Genomic DNA, 15181 nt, shown 5'->3' with positions numbered 1-15181 from the left:
ATGAAATCCATTTAGTTTTCAAATTTCACACTATTGAAGCAATTCAACTCTATTCTACCTTGAAAACCCATCCATTTTCATCATCTGATGGTGCCGCGGTCAGCGGCATGGGGGTCTAATTTCATAATCCAATCACTACTTACCCGCAGGGCCTCCTCCAAAGGTTCTGACGTGCCCTGGAAAGGATGGACCACATTAAAGGCATGCGTTCCTCCCTCGACCCTATGCCATTCAATGTCCGGACGGGCTTGCAGCAGCTTCTTGGATCCCTCTACCAGACGCGCATAATCTTCCGTCCCCTGAACCAAAAGAATCGGAAGCCGGGAGCCTTTGGCTCGGCCCACGATATCGTATCGGTCCGCATTCCTCTCCATATCGTCTAATATTTCTTTAGACAGCGGCATCTGTTGGCCGGTGCGGGCGTTAACCACATACCCTATTCCGTTGGCATTTATTTGTTCCTTTACTTTATGTTCGAAAAAGTCCGGATGGGTAATTCCGTTCCAACTGACCACACCCGAGATTCGATCCGGATGATCCAAAGCGTAAATTAATGCGACTCCGGCCCCCCGGCTATGTCCCAGCACAAATAGCGGCGCTGTCTGGGGCCGCTTCTCTTCAGGAAACAAACCGTCCCGAACGGCATGAACGACAAAATCCAAATCCTCCAATTCCCTGGAGTAAGTATTGAGTGCAAACTTATCCAACTCCGTGAAATCCGTCCCATTCTCACCGATTCCATTGTGGGAAAAATTAAATACGATCACATCAAGCTTGTGCGAAAGCTTCTTGCCTATATAAGGAAAGAAGCCCCAATCTTTAAACCCTTTGAAACCGTGACAAACGAGAAGCGTTCCCACAGATTCGCGCTCTGCAGGGTAAAAATCGGCCCGTATCTTCCGATCAGCAGCCATCGACCATTCTATAGAAACAGACAAGAAACTCCCTCCCTATATAAAATTAAACATGCACTTCCTCTCAAGTATAAAATGATGTCTTGATCTCAGGCAACTGAACTACACACTGCACGTCCATCCTCTACGGGGAATAACAAGGATAAACGGCTTACGCCACCCCTTTGAATAGCTTAATGAAGCTTAAACTTTCTAGTGAAAAAAAAAAAAAAAAAATTCAACATGCAACCTTTTCCAGTGAATGCCCGTCTTAGGGGATAAGGAGGTGATAGGAATGAAGAATAAGCGAGGAATAGCTTTGACTTTACTTATGGTGTTCGTCCTGATCATTGCGCCGGCTGCATGGGCGTTCTCGGATATTTCCCAGGATCCCTCCGAAGCCGAAATCCGTGCTTTACATCAAGACGGGATTATTAGCGGAATTTCTGAGACGGAATTTATGCCGAAAGGCAAATTGAACTATGCACAGGGCGTTCATCTGATCGTCAATGCATTGGACCTGAACATCGATGAGATCAAGTTTATTAAGGAACCGAAGGCTAGCGATTATTTCAGTCAGGTCCCTGATGATGCATGGTATGCCGCTTCGTTAATGATCGCTCAGCTTAATGGACTTCCTCTAGCTAAGGATCTGGATCCGGAGCAACGGTTGACCCGTGAGCAATTCGCCGATCTTCTGTACAAAGCGGTGGAATTGACAGGTGATTATGCCTTTATTGAAATCTATATGTCCTTTGCAGATGAAGAGCAGGTCGACAAGGAATATATGACCAGCATCCAACGTCTGTTGATCTCCAACATTGCCGAAACGAATGCCGACGGGCTTTTCCGTCCCAAAGATGAGATTACCCGTTCGGAAGCAAGCCGCATGATTCATGCAGCCAGGAAATTCGTAAAGGCAAATAAAGAGCATAGCCCTGAGCCTCCGGCTCAAAATTCCGAAGTGGAATTAATTATGGAAAAAGTGAACGACCAAATTAATAAAGCAACAGTAACCTGGGGAATGAAAGGCAACAGCGGTTATCGCGTGACCATCGACCGGATTGAATTTCAAGACGAGCAAGCCACGCTTTATTACACGCTGCATGAGCCGATACCGGGCCACATGTATGCTCAAGTCATGACGGAAGCGAAAGCGGAAACCTATGTAGACAGCCGCTATACGGTCGTAATTGAGCCAAATCTCAGCTCGGGGGTTTCATCGCCGGCTTTCCCGGGAGAGTCCTCTTCCACATCCGCTGAGGCTCAGGCGAAACAGTAAAAGATACACCGGGCCATTAACCCGGAGCTAAACGAATAAACCTATTATTGTACCAAAAAAAGTCCTTCACCCATATGGGGAGGACTTTTACTATATCCCAAATTTTTTTATAAATAAAAAAACTCCTGCCGTTTCCTTCGACCTATCTGTCTGGGAAACCTGGAGTTTCAGGTTGAACTCGTAACACAAGAGTCCGACACTTCAATGCACTGGTTTGGTGCCGAGGACCGGACTCGAACCGGTACGATAGCAACCTATCGCAGGATTTTAAGTCCTGTGCGTCTGCCAATTCCGCCACCCCGGCATAGAAACAGCCTGTCATAATCATGGTGGGCCCTGAGGGACTCGAACCCCCGACCAATCGGTTATGAGCCGATCGCTCTAACCAACTGAGCTAAAGGCCCGGAACTTTTGAATTTGAAATTTGGTTGCGGGGGCAGGATTTGAACCTGCGACCTTCGGGTTATGAGCCCGACGAGCTACCGGACTGCTCCACCCCGCGTTAATTGGCTAGACTATTTAATCAGCGACAAAAATAAATATACACCATTTGCACCATTAGTGTCAAGAGGTAAATTATAAAAACCTTCTAACGCATTTTTCGAAGATGAAAAACCCTTTTTAAAGGAGGTCTTTTGGCTAACCCCAAGTGACAATGCGGTCCAAAACCTAATCTCTTACATATCTAAACTAGCCTTAATGAGGCAATATATAGCGAACTCCAAACCGGCCCTTCTTCGAACGGTATACTTCCACCGCCTGCGGGCAGTCGTATCCGTATAACCACCAGTCCTCCTCCATCCTCTTGGCGAGGCAGCCGGCTTGAAATTTGCTTTCATAAAGTTTAGACCAATAAATCCATTTCACGAGTAAAGCACCCCTGTCCTGCGAACTTCTTTTATTGCTAGCTTATCCCTTTAAGCCGCTTTTTATTGCTGCCCGGGACAGAGGTGGATAAAATCATTTCAATAGGGGAAACTTAACTAAGCCTGATCTGCGCTCTCGCCGGCTTCGCTATCTGCCGCAATCTCGGCTTCCTGCTCCTCCAAATCTCTTAATCTATGGGCGATCCGGCTGGATGCGGAAGCGGCAATACTGGCGATCAAATCGTCCAGGAACGTATGAATGCCGTGGCCTCTCTTGGTATCCAGGCGTTTGATAACCCCGATCTTATGCTTATCCAGATGTCCGAAGGTGGTCACCGCTATACTTCCGTAGCCCAGCACAGACCCGAGAGCCAAAGTTTCATCGCAGCCGAACAATCCTTCATCCGACTCCACCAACGACTGCAGCGGCTCGGACAATTTATTCTGCTCGGCCAACATATCCAGTTCGATGCCAACGAGAAGCGCATGCTGAACCTCTCTTTTTTTCAGAACGGCATGCACGCTGTCTATACAATCACTGAGCTGAAGTCCTTGATTATAAGGAGCTTGCATCTCATAGACAATTTCGGCAATTTCTTCAGTGGTTACGCCGCGCTCCTCTAATTTTTGCACGACGGCTTGCTTGACCTCGTTGCTGTGAACTTTGCGAATCATATTCATCACCTTATTTTCGTTGTTTTATCAATCTTGGCTAAGTGCGGCATTAGATGTTAGAATAATTAAAGAATACGTTATAATAGCTCACTAACAAAAGCAAGAGGGGAAAGGAGGTTATTTTCCATGAAATACGGAATCGTCGTTTTTCCGGGCAAGGAAGTTCAAGATTTTGCCAACAGCTATCGCAAACGCTATGATCCTCATTATCGCTTGATTCAGCCTCATTTTACCATCCGCGAGGCGGAGGACTGGGACGACCGCCAATTGGAAGAAGCGATAACCCTGCTCAACGAAGCATCCCAACGCCTGCCGGCCTTTACCGCCAAGGTCAACCGGTTTTCATCCTTCCTTCCGGTCAGCAATGTCATTTACTTGGCCTTGGAGGATGCGGACCCGTTCATCCGCTTACACGAGGAAATTTGTCAGGGACCGTTGGAAGAACCGCAGAAAGCTTACCGTTATACTCCACATTTGACCATCGGTCAAAAACTGGGCAACGAGGAATTTCACGATGTTCTCTCTAGTGTCCGATTAGTGGATGTCGGACTGGAATTCCTGGTTGACCGCTTTCACCTGCTCTACCAGACGGACAACCAAGCCTGGACAGTCTATCAAACGTTCCTGCTCCAAAAATAGAGAAGGCTTTAGTTCCATGCAAAGCCTAACTCGTGAATGTTCTAGTCAAGATACCCCTCCAAAATGAAAACAGCCTCTTATAAACGGTTACAGGCACACACATGACGAGACCCGGATGTTTCGTACCCTGGCCTTGCCGTTCCCTGCACATCAGGGCGAAGTCAAAGCTGGTAATTAGCTGCGCCGGTGCAGGGAGAGGCTGATAGACATTATCTCTTGCTCCCGCCTTAGCCTGACACCCTCCCGATTTTGTTTATACCCGCTTATTTATGCATCTTCAACCTATACTGATATTTCCCAAAGTAAACCTTAAATGATCGATTCTTCCTTCTTTATTCCGTATGGGAAGCTTGCATGTCTTTAATAGCTACCTTTGCAATTTACCTTTAAAATGCACCCGTTATTTATATAATGCGGCATTCTTCACAGATTTGAATAAAATTTTGCTTAATTTCTTTCAATGCTCTTTCTTCATTCTTATGTCCCCTGGTTTTCATTTGAGGATTGGCCTCCAAATACCAAATAGGCCTGTCCGGAGGCATCTCCCGGTACAGGCCTGGCATTTGTCAAGTGACGCGTGGTTGAAATCAAGACTTTTTGTTATTCAGCTTCTATGTGAATCTCTTGCCGTTTAAACTTCGGCCCGTCCGTTCCTAATTGGCTCCATCCTTGCCGAAAGCAGCCGGGTTCTCTCTCCATGATTGGAGAAGCGCCAAATCCTCTTCCCTAATTTTTCCGAGTTCGACCGCAGCCTCCAGCAACGCCGTGTAATTGGAGAGCGAGTTCATTGCAATCTTCTCTGCGGCAAAGGCATCCTGCGCTTCTTTGAACTGATAAGTAAAGATGGACAGCACCGAGAGCACATCTCCTCCGGCTTCTCTAACGGCCAAAGCTGCTTTAAGCGAGCTTCCCCCTGTTGAGATCAGATCCTCGATGACGACGACTTTGCTGCCCGGGTTGAGGACCCCTTCCACCTGCTTCTGCTTGCCATGGCCTTTGGCGCTGCTGCGCACATACACCATAGGCAAGTTCAGTTTATCCGCCACCCAAGCGGCATGGGCGATTCCTCCGGTAGCCGTGCCCGCGATAATCTCCACCTCGGGATATTGCTCTCGAATAATCGCAGCAAAGCCTTCCGCCACTTTATTGCGGATATTCGGATAGGACATAGTCAGCCGGTTATCGCAATAGATAGGCGAGAGCCATCCGGAGCTCCAGGTAAAGGGCTCATTCGGGCTAAGCGCAACAGCACCGATCTGAAGCAGAGCCTCTGCAATCTCCCGAGGCAAATTGTGGGTCGTTGAATTCATCTAAATCAACTCCTCAATAATAGATTCAAGGGCTTGCCGCGGATCAGCCTGGGCCGTAATAGGGCGGCCGATGACCATATAATCCGTTCCCGTGTTTAAAGCTTCTGCCGGAGTCATCACTCTCGATTGATCCCCTGCAGCCGCATGGCGTGGACGAATTCCCGGGGTGATGGTCAGAAACGGTTTCCCCATCGCTTCCTTGATACGGACGACCTCCAATGGGGAAGCTACGACACCATCCAGGCCGGCCTTCCCGGCCAGCCGGGCATAACGCACCACCGTCTCTTCCATCGTAGCGCCGATTCCGAGCTCTTCCTTCAGCATCCGTTCATTCGTACTCGTCAACTGAGTGACCGCGATAACAACCGGACGCGCCCCTGCGGAAGCCATTTCAGCGCCTTCCAGAGCAGCCTCCATCATCCTGGTGCCACCCACGGCATGGACATTAAACATATCCACCCCAAGCCGCGAAATGCTCGCAGCAGCTCCTTTAACGGTATTAGGGATATCATGAAGCTTGAGGTCGAGGAAGACCTTATAGCCTTCCTCCTTCAACCTCTCGACAAATTTTGGTCCAGCCGCATAGAACAGCTGCATGCCCACTTTCATGTAGCAAGGAATTCCCTGCAAGCTTTGAAGCAGTTCATTGGCCTCTTGCTCAGAGGGATAATCGAGAGCGACCATGATCTTACCCGCCACTTCCGTTTGTAAGCCCACAGCAAAGCCTCCTTAAAGTCCTTCTTCGGATAGTTCTTACTTAATCTGGCTCTAGCGAAGTGCTTTGTTCGCAGGCATCGGACTAGAGGAGAAGTTAATCGCCTGCAGCATGCCAAGCAGTGCTCTAACCGTATCCAAGGAGGTCATGCAGACAATTCCGTTCTCTACCGCTTCGCGGCGGATGCGGAAGCCGTCGCGCTCCGGGGTCTTGCCTTTGGTCAGAGTATTCACGACAAATTGAGCTTCCCCATTGCGAATCCGGTCCAGAATATTAGGCGACCCTTCGCTTAGCTTCCTCACGTGATCCACTTTCAGACCGGCAGCCGACAGAGCTTTAGCGGTGCCTCCGGTCGCAACAATTTTATAACCGAGATCATGGAAGCCGCGCAAAATTTCTATAGCCTCTTCCTTGTCTTTGTCGGCAACCGTCGCAATAATCGATCCGGTTGTCGGAATCTTCATTCCCGAAGCAATCAGCCCTTTGTACAGCGCTTTGGCAAAGCTGGCGTCACGCCCCATAACTTCTCCCGTAGATTTCATCTCCGGACCTAGTGTGGTATCGACTCTTCTCAGCTTCGCGAAGGAGAAGACAGGAACTTTGACCGACACCTGATCGTCCTCTTTCCATAATCCGCCTTCGTAACCAATTTCCTTCAGCTTCTTGCCCATAATCAACTGGGTCGCTACATTGGCCATCGGAATTCCGGTTACCTTGCTCAAGAAAGGCACGGTACGGGAGGAGCGGGGATTTACTTCGATAATATAAACTTGCTCTTGATAGATGACAAACTGAATGTTGACCAGGCCGACGACTTCAAGCTCTTTGGCCACTTTGGTCGTGATTTCAACAATCTGTTGCTTGATCTCTTCCGAAAGCGACTGCGGAGGATAAACCGCGATCGAGTCTCCGGAATGGACCCCGGCTCTCTCGACGTGCTCCATAATTCCTGGAATCAGGACGGTTTCCTTGTCGCAAATCGCATCGACTTCCACTTCTTTGCCGAGCATGTAGCGGTCGATCAGAACCGGATGCTCCGGATTGATCTTCACGGCATATTCCATATAGTTAAGCAATTCCGCATCGGAATAAACTATTTCCATAGCCCGGCCGCCCAGTACATAAGAGGGGCGAACAAGAACCGGGTAACCGAATTTCGCAGCCGTACCCACCGCTTCATCCACCGAAGTCACGGTTCCTCCCGGCGGTTGGGCAATGTTCAGCTTGCGAAGCAGAGCTTCGAACTTCTTCCGGTCTTCGGCAGCATCGATATGCTCCAGGTCGGTTCCCAAAATCCGTACGCCGGCCTTGGCCAGCGGTGCAGCCAGATTAATTGCCGTTTGTCCACCGAACTGAACGATAACGCCAATCGGCTTCTCTCTCTCAATGACATTCATCACATCTTCAAAGAAGAGCGGCTCGAAATACAGGCGGTCAGACGTATTGAAATCAGTGGAGACAGTCTCCGGATTGTTGTTAATAATGACCGCTTCATAGCCGGCCTCCTGGATGGCCCAGACCGCGTGCACGGTGGAATAGTCGAATTCAATCCCCTGGCCGATCCGGATCGGACCAGAACCGAGCACAACGACTTTATCCTTGGAGGATTCCTGAACCTCGTCCTCCATTTCATAGGTCGAGTAATAATACGGAGAGGTTGCTTCGAACTCTGCTGCGCAAGTATCGACCATTTTGTAGACCGGCTTGATTCCGTTCTGCAAGCGATAAGCGCGAATGTCGGCCTCCAGGATATGGTCGAACTGAACGTTCGCAGAGCGGCGAATCTCCGCAATCGCCCGGTCAGTGAAGCCTTTGCGCTTGGCTTCCAGCAGAAGCTCCGGGGTCAGTTCCGGCTGCTGCAGTTGGTGCTCGAAGCGGATAAGACCTTCAAGCTTCGTCAGGAACCACCAGTCAATCTTCGTCAGATCCTGAATTTTTTCTACAGTATACCCTCTGCGGAACGCTTCGGCAATCAAGAAAATCCGCTCATCGTCAGGCTTCTTCAAACGCTCCTCCAGCGTTTCCCCATCCACCAGCTCGGTTTCCTTCAAATACAGGCGGTGAGCACCGATTTCCAGCGAACGAACCGCCTTATGAATCGATTCCTCGAAGGTGCGGCCGATGGCCATCACTTCCCCGGTAGCTTTCATCTGTGTTCCCAGCTTCCGGTTGGCGCCGGTAAATTTATCGAAAGGCCAGCGCGGGATTTTCGATACGACATAGTCAATCGTCGGCTCAAAGCAGGCGTAAGTCTGCCCGGTTACCGGGTTAACAATTTCATCCAGCGTATAGCCGATAGCGATTTTGGCCGCCATCTTGGCAATCGGATAACCGGTCGCTTTGGAGGCGAGTGCCGAGGAACGGCTGACCCGCGGATTAACCTCAATGACATAGTATTGATAGCTGTGAGGGTCCAGAGCAAACTGAACGTTACAGCCACCTTCGATATGAAGGGCTCTAATAATTTTCAGCGAGGCGGAACGAAGCATCTGGTATTCCTTGTCCGACAGAGTCTGGCTTGGAGCTACAACGATGCTGTCCCCTGTATGAACACCGACCGGATCGAAGTTTTCCATATTACAAACGACAATGCAGTTGTCGTTGGCGTCGCGCATAACCTCATATTCAATTTCCTTCATGCCGGCAATGCTTTTCTCAATCAGACACTGGCCGATAGGGCTGTATCGGATACCCGACTGAACCGTTTCGATCAGCTCTTCCTTCGTAGAGGCGATTCCGCCGCCCGTTCCGCCCAGGGTATAGGCCGGACGAACGATGATCGGATAGCCGATTTCTTCGGCAAAGTCGACCGCTTCCTGAACGGTAGTAACAATTGTACTATCCGGTACCGGCTGCTCCAGCTCTCTCATCAGCTCGCGGAACAAATCGCGGTCTTCCGCCTTCTCGATGGCGGTTAACTGTGTACCGAGAAGCTTGACATTCTCCTGCTCGAGAATGCCGTGGCGGGCAAGCTCAACGGCCATATTCAATCCCGTTTGTCCGCCGAGAGTAGGCAGCAAGCCGTCCGGACGCTCCTGCCGGATGATTTGGGTAACGAAATCCAGCGTAATAGGCTCGATATATACTTTATCCGCCATATTGGTATCGGTCATAATCGTAGCCGGGTTGCTGTTGATCAGTACAACCTCATACCCTTCTTCCTTCAAAGCTTGGCAAGCCTGGGTTCCGGCATAGTCAAATTCTGCGGCTTGTCCGATTACTATGGGGCCAGAGCCGATGACGAGAATTTTTTTGAGTTCATTATTTTTGGGCATGCTTCAATTCTCCTTTCGCTTCGGCTGTCTTTTGGGCAGCGGCCAGCATCTTGGCTTGCTGCGGAATATTCGGAAGGCTTTGTTTAAATTCCCGAATCATCGTTTGGAATTCATCAAACAAGTATCCGGAATCGAACGGTCCCGGTGCCGCCTCCGGATGATATTGGACGGAGAAGGCAGGGTGCTTCTTATGCTTGAGCCCTTCCACCGTTTTGTCGTTATTGTTGACATGGGTAACTTCAAGATCGGTTCCCTTTAATGAATCCTGGACTACGGTGTAGCCATGGTTCTGGGAGGTAATATAGCAGCAGCCGGTCACCAGATCTTTAACCGGATGGTTGCCTCCGCGATGGCCGAATTTCATCTTCTCGGTATCGGCACCGCAAGCGAGAGCAAACAATTGGTGCCCCAGGCAGATCCCGAAGATCGGGTACTCGCCCAGCAGCGAGCGGATCATTTCGATAGCTTGGGGAACATCCTTCGGATCTCCGGGCCCGTTGGACAGAATAATTCCGTCGGGATGGATGCGCCGGATCTGGTCCGCCGTCGTATCATAAGGAACAACGACGACATCGAAGCCGCGCTTCGATAAATCGCGGGCGATTCCGTCCTTGGAGCCGAAGTCGACCAGCACCACCGTCTCGCCATTGCCCGGCAGGTGATAGCGTCTTTTGGTCGAGACCCGGTCTACCTGATCACGCATGATGGTCATTGCATTCAACTGCTCCTTCAACTCTTCCACCGACTTATTGGAGGTCGTCAGAATACCTTTCATCGTTCCGTGCTGGCGAATGATCCGGGTCAGCATGCGGGTGTCCACTTCGCTGATTCCGATGATTCCATATTCTTTCATCAGGCTATCCAGCGTATATTGTGCCCGCCAGTTGCTGGGAATTTCCTCATGCTGCCTTACGACAAGACCGTGAATGAACGGCCGGATAAATTCAAAGTCATCCCTCGTAATTCCGTAGTTTCCGATCAGCGGGTAGGTCATCGTAACGATTTGCCCGCAGTAGGAAGGGTCCGAGATAACCTCCTGGTAACCCGTAATGCCGGTATTAAATACGACTTCTCCGGTCGACTCGCCTTCGCTTCCGAATGCTTTGCCGGTGAACAGAGTGCCGTCTTCCAATAATAATCTTGCCTGCATCGTTCATCGCTCCTTTAGCTTGTCTTGATCCTGCTGTCCATTGCTTCGTTCTCTATCATTCCATTGGTTTGCGAAGGGATTAAGCCTCACTCCAGACCACTTGCCCGGCCACTATTGTCCGGGTAGGCCACCCCTTGAGCTTCCAGCCCGTAAATGGAGTATTCCGCCCTTTGCTCAAAAACTCGGCAGGATTAACTTCCTTCTCTGTATCCAGATCAATCAAAGTCAGATCCGCCGCAGCTCCCTCCTGCAAGGTTCCCCATGGCAGTCCGAAGATTTCGGCGGGCTTAACCGTCATCCGGTCAAGCAGAAATTGAAGCGTCCATTTCCCTTTCAGAACAAAATGGGTGTACAGAAGCGGGAAGGCTGTTTCGAAACCGACGATTCCGAAAGGCGCCGCTTGCATCCCTTTGGCCTTCTCTTCTTCACTGTGCGGAGCATGGTCCGTTACGACAATATCGATCGTTCCATCCTCGATTCCCTCGATACAAGCTTGTACATCCCGCGGAGACCGCAGAGGCGGATTCATTTTCCAATTGGCGTCCAGTCCCGGAATATCCTCATCCGACAGCAGCAGATGATGCGGGCAAACCTCCGCCGTTACTTTGATCCCGAGCTGCTTGGCCTGGCGGATCAACCGCACGGACTGCTCTGTGCTCACGTGGCAGACGTGGTAATGAACCCCTGTAGCTTCCGCCAGTAAAATATCTCTTCCAACGTGAATGGCTTCGGACTCGTTCGGAATTCCTTTTAACCCGTGCTTGCGGGAGAAGGCTCCCTCGTTAACGGGGGCGCCAACAACCAGCGTATTGTCCTCGCAATGAGCGACAATCGGCATTCCGAGCTCGGCCGCTTTCGCCATAGCGTCCTTCATCATTTGCGCGCTTTGAACCCCTACCCCGTCATCCGTGAAGGCGAACACGCCCGCATCCTTCAGCGCCTCAAAATCGGTCAGCTCCCGCCCTAGCTGGTTGTCGGTAATGCACCCGTAGGGAAGCACCCTGACCACTCCTTCGGTCTCTGCTTTGTCGAGAATGTACCGCACGGTCTCGGGGGTATCGACTACCGGCCGGGTGTTGGGCATACAGGCGATCGTCGTGAATCCGCCCCTGGCCGCCGACCTTGTGCCGGTCGCTATCGTTTCTTTATGCTCAAATCCGGGCTCCCGCAGATGAACGTGCATATCGATCAACCCCGGAGCGATTAATTGTCCCTTGGCATCGATCCTCTCATGACCGTCGCTCTGGTTATCCGGCCCTTCCTTAGGCTCCGTTATGCTTGTAATCTTGCCGTTTTCGATCAAAATATTTTTATTAACGAGACGGTTATCACCATCCAGCATCTTCCCGTTGACAATCCAAGTTCCCATAAGCTCCTCCTGTTCAGCCCTTGTCTTTAATTACGGTATAAAGATAGGCTTCTGCTCCATAGAGCCGCCTCCTACTTGCCGCCAATCTTGCCGATAGTCCATTTCAAATTCGTTCCCATCAAGTTAGAGATCGTTCGATAACGGCCATCCGGACAGGGACCCCATGGCTCATTTGAGTGAAAATTTTCGACCTTGGATGCTCTACCAGCTCGTCATCAATTTCTACATTCCGATTAATTGGAGCCGGGTGCATAATGATGGCATGGTCCTTCATTTTCCGCTCCCGTTCCACTGTGAGACCGTAACCTTCGCGATATTGCTCGGCGGAATTCAGCATTCCTTGCTCATGGCGCTCCAACTGTACGCGCAGCATCATGACAACATCCGACTGCAAGGCTTCGTCCATTGTGACATATGGAGCGTATTCCGCAAGCTCGGGAGCTTGCATCGCATCCGGAGCGCAAAATTTCACCCGTGCACCCATTGCGCCCAACGCCCACAGATTCGAGCGGGCCACCCGGCTGTGCTTGATATCGCCGATAATGGATACGGTCAACCCGCGGACCGCGCCGAAATGCTTACGCATCGTATACAGATCAAGCAGCGCCTGAGTCGGATGCTCGTTGCTTCCATCGCCGGCGTTGATCAGCGGGATTCGGACATGACGGGCAAGCTCATCGAGCACCCCGTTAGGCTTCAACCGGATTACTCCTGCATCTATCCCCATAGATTCCAGCGTCTTAACGGTATCGTATATGGACTCTCCCTTTTGCACACTGGACACGGCTGCGGTAAAATTGAGCACTTCCAGCCCCATTCTTTTCTCCGCGACTTCGAACGAAAACCGTGTGCGGGTGCTGTTCTCAAAGAACATGTTAGCGACAAAACGGCCCTGCAGATGCTGAGTAACCTTCTGGGGGTATTGCTCCCAATAAGCAGCACGATCCAGAATGGACTCCAGCTCCGATTCGCTCATTCCTTTAAGCCCAAGCAAATGTTTATCCGTCATTGTTTTAGTCTGCATCGTGCTTGTCAGCTCCCTTTATTATATAAGATGACCTCATCCTGACCGTCCGCTTCCTCCAGATGGACAACAATTTCCTCCAGCTTGGAAGTCGGGATATTCTTGCCGACATAGTCCGGACGAATCGGCAGCTCCCGATGTCCCCGGTCTACAAGCACCGCCAATTGAATCATTTGCGGCCGGCCCTTGTCCATTAAGGCGTCCATCGCAGCACGGACGGTGCGCCCTGTGAACAGTACATCATCGAACAGGATGATCTTTTTGTTGTGAATATCCAGTTCCGGCTCAACAATGCCTTGTGCCGGGTTTCCTCTGCTTTGCCGGGACACATCGTCGCGGTATGAGGTCACATCGATCGCTGCAGCCGGTATAGGAACACCCTCGATCTCCCTTATTCGTCTGGCAATCCGCTCGGCAAGGTATACTCCCCTCGTCCGAATTCCGATCAGAACGCAATCGTCGACACCCTTGTTCCTCTCCAAAATTTCATGGGCAATCCGGGTGAGAGCCCGGCGAATAGCCGTATCGTCCAGCAAAATCCGTCTATCCTGGGTAATCACTTCGTTTCGCTGCCTCCTGTTCTGCGCCTTCGTTACTACCGCTCCGCTTCCGGAAGACCTTATCCGCAACGATTCCGGAGAGGAAAGTCCACAAAAAAACCCTTGCCCGTAGGCAAGGGTCAGGCAGGAAGCATCTCATCGGCGGGTACGCGCGATAACTGTGTTTAGAGTTCACCAAGAAACACAGAGATACTTACTGCACTCTGAATGACATTGTAACGATCACCTTGCCAGCCTCACGGGACTGAATTTAAAGGCGCTATTTAACTAAAAGAATTATCCCACATCCCGACAAAAGATGTCAAGAGAAAAATATTGATTCGGTTCAAGCTGTCCGATTGCGACAAAAAATTCAGGAGCCATCCACGGACTAGCGGACCTCCTGATTCATCTCCGGTTTATCAGACACCTTTTTAAAGCTGCCGCACACGCTGAAGAAGATGATTCATATCTTCCGGTAAAGGAGCCTCGAAGACAAGCTGCCGGCCCGTACGGGGATGTACGAAGCCAAGCACCGCGGCATGAAGAGCCTGGCCCTCGATCCCTGCCCGTTTACTGCTGCTGTAGACCGGATCGCCGACCAGAGGATGGCCGATATATTTCATATGAACGCGAATTTGGTGTGTTCGGCCGGTTTCCAGCTTCAATTCCAGCAATGTATAAGAACCCATCCTCTCCAGGACCGCAAAATGGGTCACGGCATGCTTGCTGTTATGGCTTGTTACCATAAACTGTTTGCGATGGTTCGGATCGCGGCCGATCGGAGCATCCACCGTTCCTTGATCGTGGGGAACCCGGCCGTGCACCAACGCGATATATTTGCGAATCACCGAGTGGTCCTTAAGCTGCTTGGATAGCGAAAGATGGGCCAGATCATTCTTGGCGGCCATCAGCAGGCCGGAAGTGTCCTTGTCTATTCGATGAACTATTCCGGGTCGCATCACTCCGTTGATTCCGGACAAATCCCGGCAATGAGCCAGCAGCGCATTCACCACGGTTCCCGAAGTATGTCCCGGCGCCGGATGAACCACCATTCCTCTAGGCTTATTAATGACGATAACATCCGCGTCTTCATAAAGAACCTCAAGCGGAATCGCTTCCGGCACGATAGCCGCTTCCTCCGCCTCGGGAACGTCCAGCACAACAGCATCCTCTGGCTGAAGCTTATAGTTTGGCTTGACCGACGAGCCATTAACCTGAACCGCCCCGCCCTTGATCCACTGCTGCACCTGCGTCCGCGAAATATCTTCGGGCAAGGCATCGGCCAGAAATTTATCAATACGGATTCCCGCTTCCTGAGCCTCGATCGTCCACTCGAACGTTTCCCCATCCATATCGTCATCGGAGTCAGTTAAGACGGAGGCTCCCGGCAAACCGGGTTCATCCTTCATGCTGCTATCATTCGCTTCTTCCTTACCGATTG

Annotated in this window: 13 protein-coding genes and 3 tRNA genes; 2 read left to right on the top strand and 14 right to left on the bottom strand. The window is 50.8% G+C overall.

Translation table 11 applies throughout. From position 1 onward, the window contains the following. Positions 1-80: 80 nt before the first annotated feature. Entirely contained in the window at positions 81-938 is an 858-nt protein-coding gene (locus FS806_RS11145) for an alpha/beta hydrolase family protein (protein ID WP_260982057.1), read from the bottom strand. Between the two features lie 250 nt (positions 939-1188). Here FS806_RS11145 and FS806_RS11140 point away from each other — a divergent pair, with 250 nt between their 5' ends. Beyond that, positions 1189-2175 (top strand): S-layer homology domain-containing protein, encoded by a 987-nt coding sequence (locus FS806_RS11140; protein ID WP_186328321.1) that lies wholly within the window; start codon positions 1189-1191, stop codon positions 2173-2175. A gap of 215 nt (positions 2176-2390) precedes the next feature. Here FS806_RS11140 and FS806_RS11135 read toward each other — a convergent pair. The 5 genes from FS806_RS11135 to FS806_RS11120 form a co-directional block, all read right to left on the bottom strand. Further along, a tRNA-Leu gene (locus tag FS806_RS11135) sits at positions 2391-2479 on the bottom strand. A 23-nt stretch (positions 2480-2502) separates the two neighbouring features. After that, positions 2503-2579 (bottom strand) — tRNA-Ile (locus tag FS806_RS11130). Between the two features lie 21 nt (positions 2580-2600). Further along, positions 2601-2677, bottom strand: a tRNA-Met gene (locus FS806_RS11125). Between the two features lie 194 nt (positions 2678-2871). Then, positions 2872-3042: a hypothetical protein gene (locus FS806_RS25725; RefSeq protein ID WP_186328320.1), complete on the bottom strand. Its 171-nt coding sequence runs from the start codon at positions 3040-3042 to the stop codon at positions 2872-2874. A 116-nt stretch (positions 3043-3158) separates the two neighbouring features. Next, positions 3159-3716 carry a phosphatidylglycerophosphatase A family protein gene (locus FS806_RS11120; protein ID WP_144935911.1) on the bottom strand — a complete coding sequence of 186 codons (558 nt, stop codon included), beginning with the start codon at positions 3714-3716 and terminating at the stop codon, positions 3159-3161. A gap of 126 nt (positions 3717-3842) precedes the next feature. On the opposite strand from FS806_RS11120, the gene FS806_RS11115 reads away from it, so the two are divergent. Continuing rightward, the gene (locus FS806_RS11115; protein WP_144935908.1) at positions 3843-4355 is read left to right on the top strand and encodes a 2'-5' RNA ligase family protein; all 513 of its coding nucleotides are present in this window, start codon (positions 3843-3845) and stop codon (positions 4353-4355) included. A gap of 653 nt (positions 4356-5008) precedes the next feature. Here FS806_RS11115 and pyrE read toward each other — a convergent pair. The 8 genes from pyrE to FS806_RS11075 all read right to left on the bottom strand — a co-directional run bounded on the left by pyrE (position 5009) and on the right by FS806_RS11075 (position 15092). Continuing rightward, on the bottom strand, positions 5009-5665 hold the full coding sequence (gene pyrE, locus FS806_RS11110) for an orotate phosphoribosyltransferase (protein ID WP_304505321.1): 657 nt from the start codon (positions 5663-5665) through the stop codon (positions 5009-5011). After that, positions 5666-6349 (bottom strand): orotidine-5'-phosphate decarboxylase, encoded by a 684-nt coding sequence (gene pyrF, locus FS806_RS11105; RefSeq protein ID WP_144935933.1) that lies wholly within the window; start codon positions 6347-6349, stop codon positions 5666-5668. It abuts the gene before it with no gap. An 84-nt stretch (positions 6350-6433) separates the two neighbouring features. Next, positions 6434-9655: a carbamoyl-phosphate synthase large subunit gene (gene carB, locus FS806_RS11100; RefSeq protein ID WP_144935906.1), complete on the bottom strand. Its 3222-nt coding sequence runs from the start codon at positions 9653-9655 to the stop codon at positions 6434-6436. After that, entirely contained in the window at positions 9642-10805 is a 1164-nt protein-coding gene (locus FS806_RS11095; RefSeq protein ID WP_144935903.1) for a carbamoyl phosphate synthase small subunit, read from the bottom strand. The genes carB and FS806_RS11095 overlap by 14 nt, the downstream gene beginning before the upstream one ends. Positions 10806-10884: 79 nt before the next feature. Then, positions 10885-12174, bottom strand: a complete 1290-nt coding sequence (locus FS806_RS11090) for a dihydroorotase (RefSeq protein WP_144935900.1) — start codon at positions 12172-12174, stop codon at positions 10885-10887. 118 nt (positions 12175-12292) lie between these two features. After that, positions 12293-13198 (bottom strand): aspartate carbamoyltransferase catalytic subunit, encoded by a 906-nt coding sequence (locus tag FS806_RS11085; RefSeq protein WP_144935897.1) that lies wholly within the window; start codon positions 13196-13198, stop codon positions 12293-12295. An 8-nt stretch (positions 13199-13206) separates the two neighbouring features. After that, the gene (gene pyrR, locus FS806_RS11080) at positions 13207-13758 is read right to left on the bottom strand and encodes a bifunctional pyr operon transcriptional regulator/uracil phosphoribosyltransferase PyrR (RefSeq protein ID WP_370451774.1); all 552 of its coding nucleotides are present in this window, start codon (positions 13756-13758) and stop codon (positions 13207-13209) included. 413 nt (positions 13759-14171) lie between these two features. Further along, positions 14172-15092: an RluA family pseudouridine synthase gene (locus FS806_RS11075; RefSeq protein WP_225312714.1), complete on the bottom strand. Its 921-nt coding sequence runs from the start codon at positions 15090-15092 to the stop codon at positions 14172-14174. Positions 15093-15181 lie beyond the last annotated feature (89 nt).

This window comes from Paenibacillus sp. 32O-W (assembly GCF_007679495.1).
Lineage (GTDB): Bacteria > Bacillota > Bacilli > Paenibacillales > NBRC-103111 > Paenibacillus_L > Paenibacillus_L residui.
This window is presented reverse-complemented; position numbering and strand designations above follow the sequence as displayed.

Excerpts from the sequence above, each read along its gene's own strand:
- FS806_RS11115 (WP_144935908.1), top strand. The coding sequence starts at position 3,843 with ATGAAATACGGAATCGTCGTTTTTCCGGGCAAGGAAGTTCAAGATTTT.
- carB (WP_144935906.1), bottom strand. The coding sequence starts at position 9,655 with ATGCCCAAAAATAATGAACTCAAAAAAATTCTCGTCATCGGCTCTGGC.
- pyrF (WP_144935933.1), bottom strand. The coding sequence starts at position 6,349 with ATGGTCGCTCTCGATTATCCCTCTGAGCAAGAGGCCAATGAACTGCTT.
- FS806_RS11075 (WP_225312714.1), bottom strand. The coding sequence starts at position 15,092 with ATGGATGGGGAAACGTTCGAGTGGACGATCGAGGCTCAGGAAGCGGGA.
- FS806_RS11085 (WP_144935897.1), bottom strand. The coding sequence starts at position 13,198 with ATGCAGACTAAAACAATGACGGATAAACATTTGCTTGGGCTTAAAGGA.
- FS806_RS11090 (WP_144935900.1), bottom strand. The coding sequence starts at position 12,174 with ATGGGAACTTGGATTGTCAACGGGAAGATGCTGGATGGTGATAACCGT.
- pyrE (WP_304505321.1), bottom strand. The coding sequence starts at position 5,665 with ATGAATTCAACGACCCACAATTTGCCTCGGGAGATTGCAGAGGCTCTG.
- FS806_RS11095 (WP_144935903.1), bottom strand. The coding sequence starts at position 10,805 with ATGCAGGCAAGATTATTATTGGAAGACGGCACTCTGTTCACCGGCAAA.
- FS806_RS11140 (WP_186328321.1), top strand. The coding sequence starts at position 1,189 with ATGAAGAATAAGCGAGGAATAGCTTTGACTTTACTTATGGTGTTCGTC.
- FS806_RS11120 (WP_144935911.1), bottom strand. The coding sequence starts at position 3,716 with ATGATTCGCAAAGTTCACAGCAACGAGGTCAAGCAAGCCGTCGTGCAA.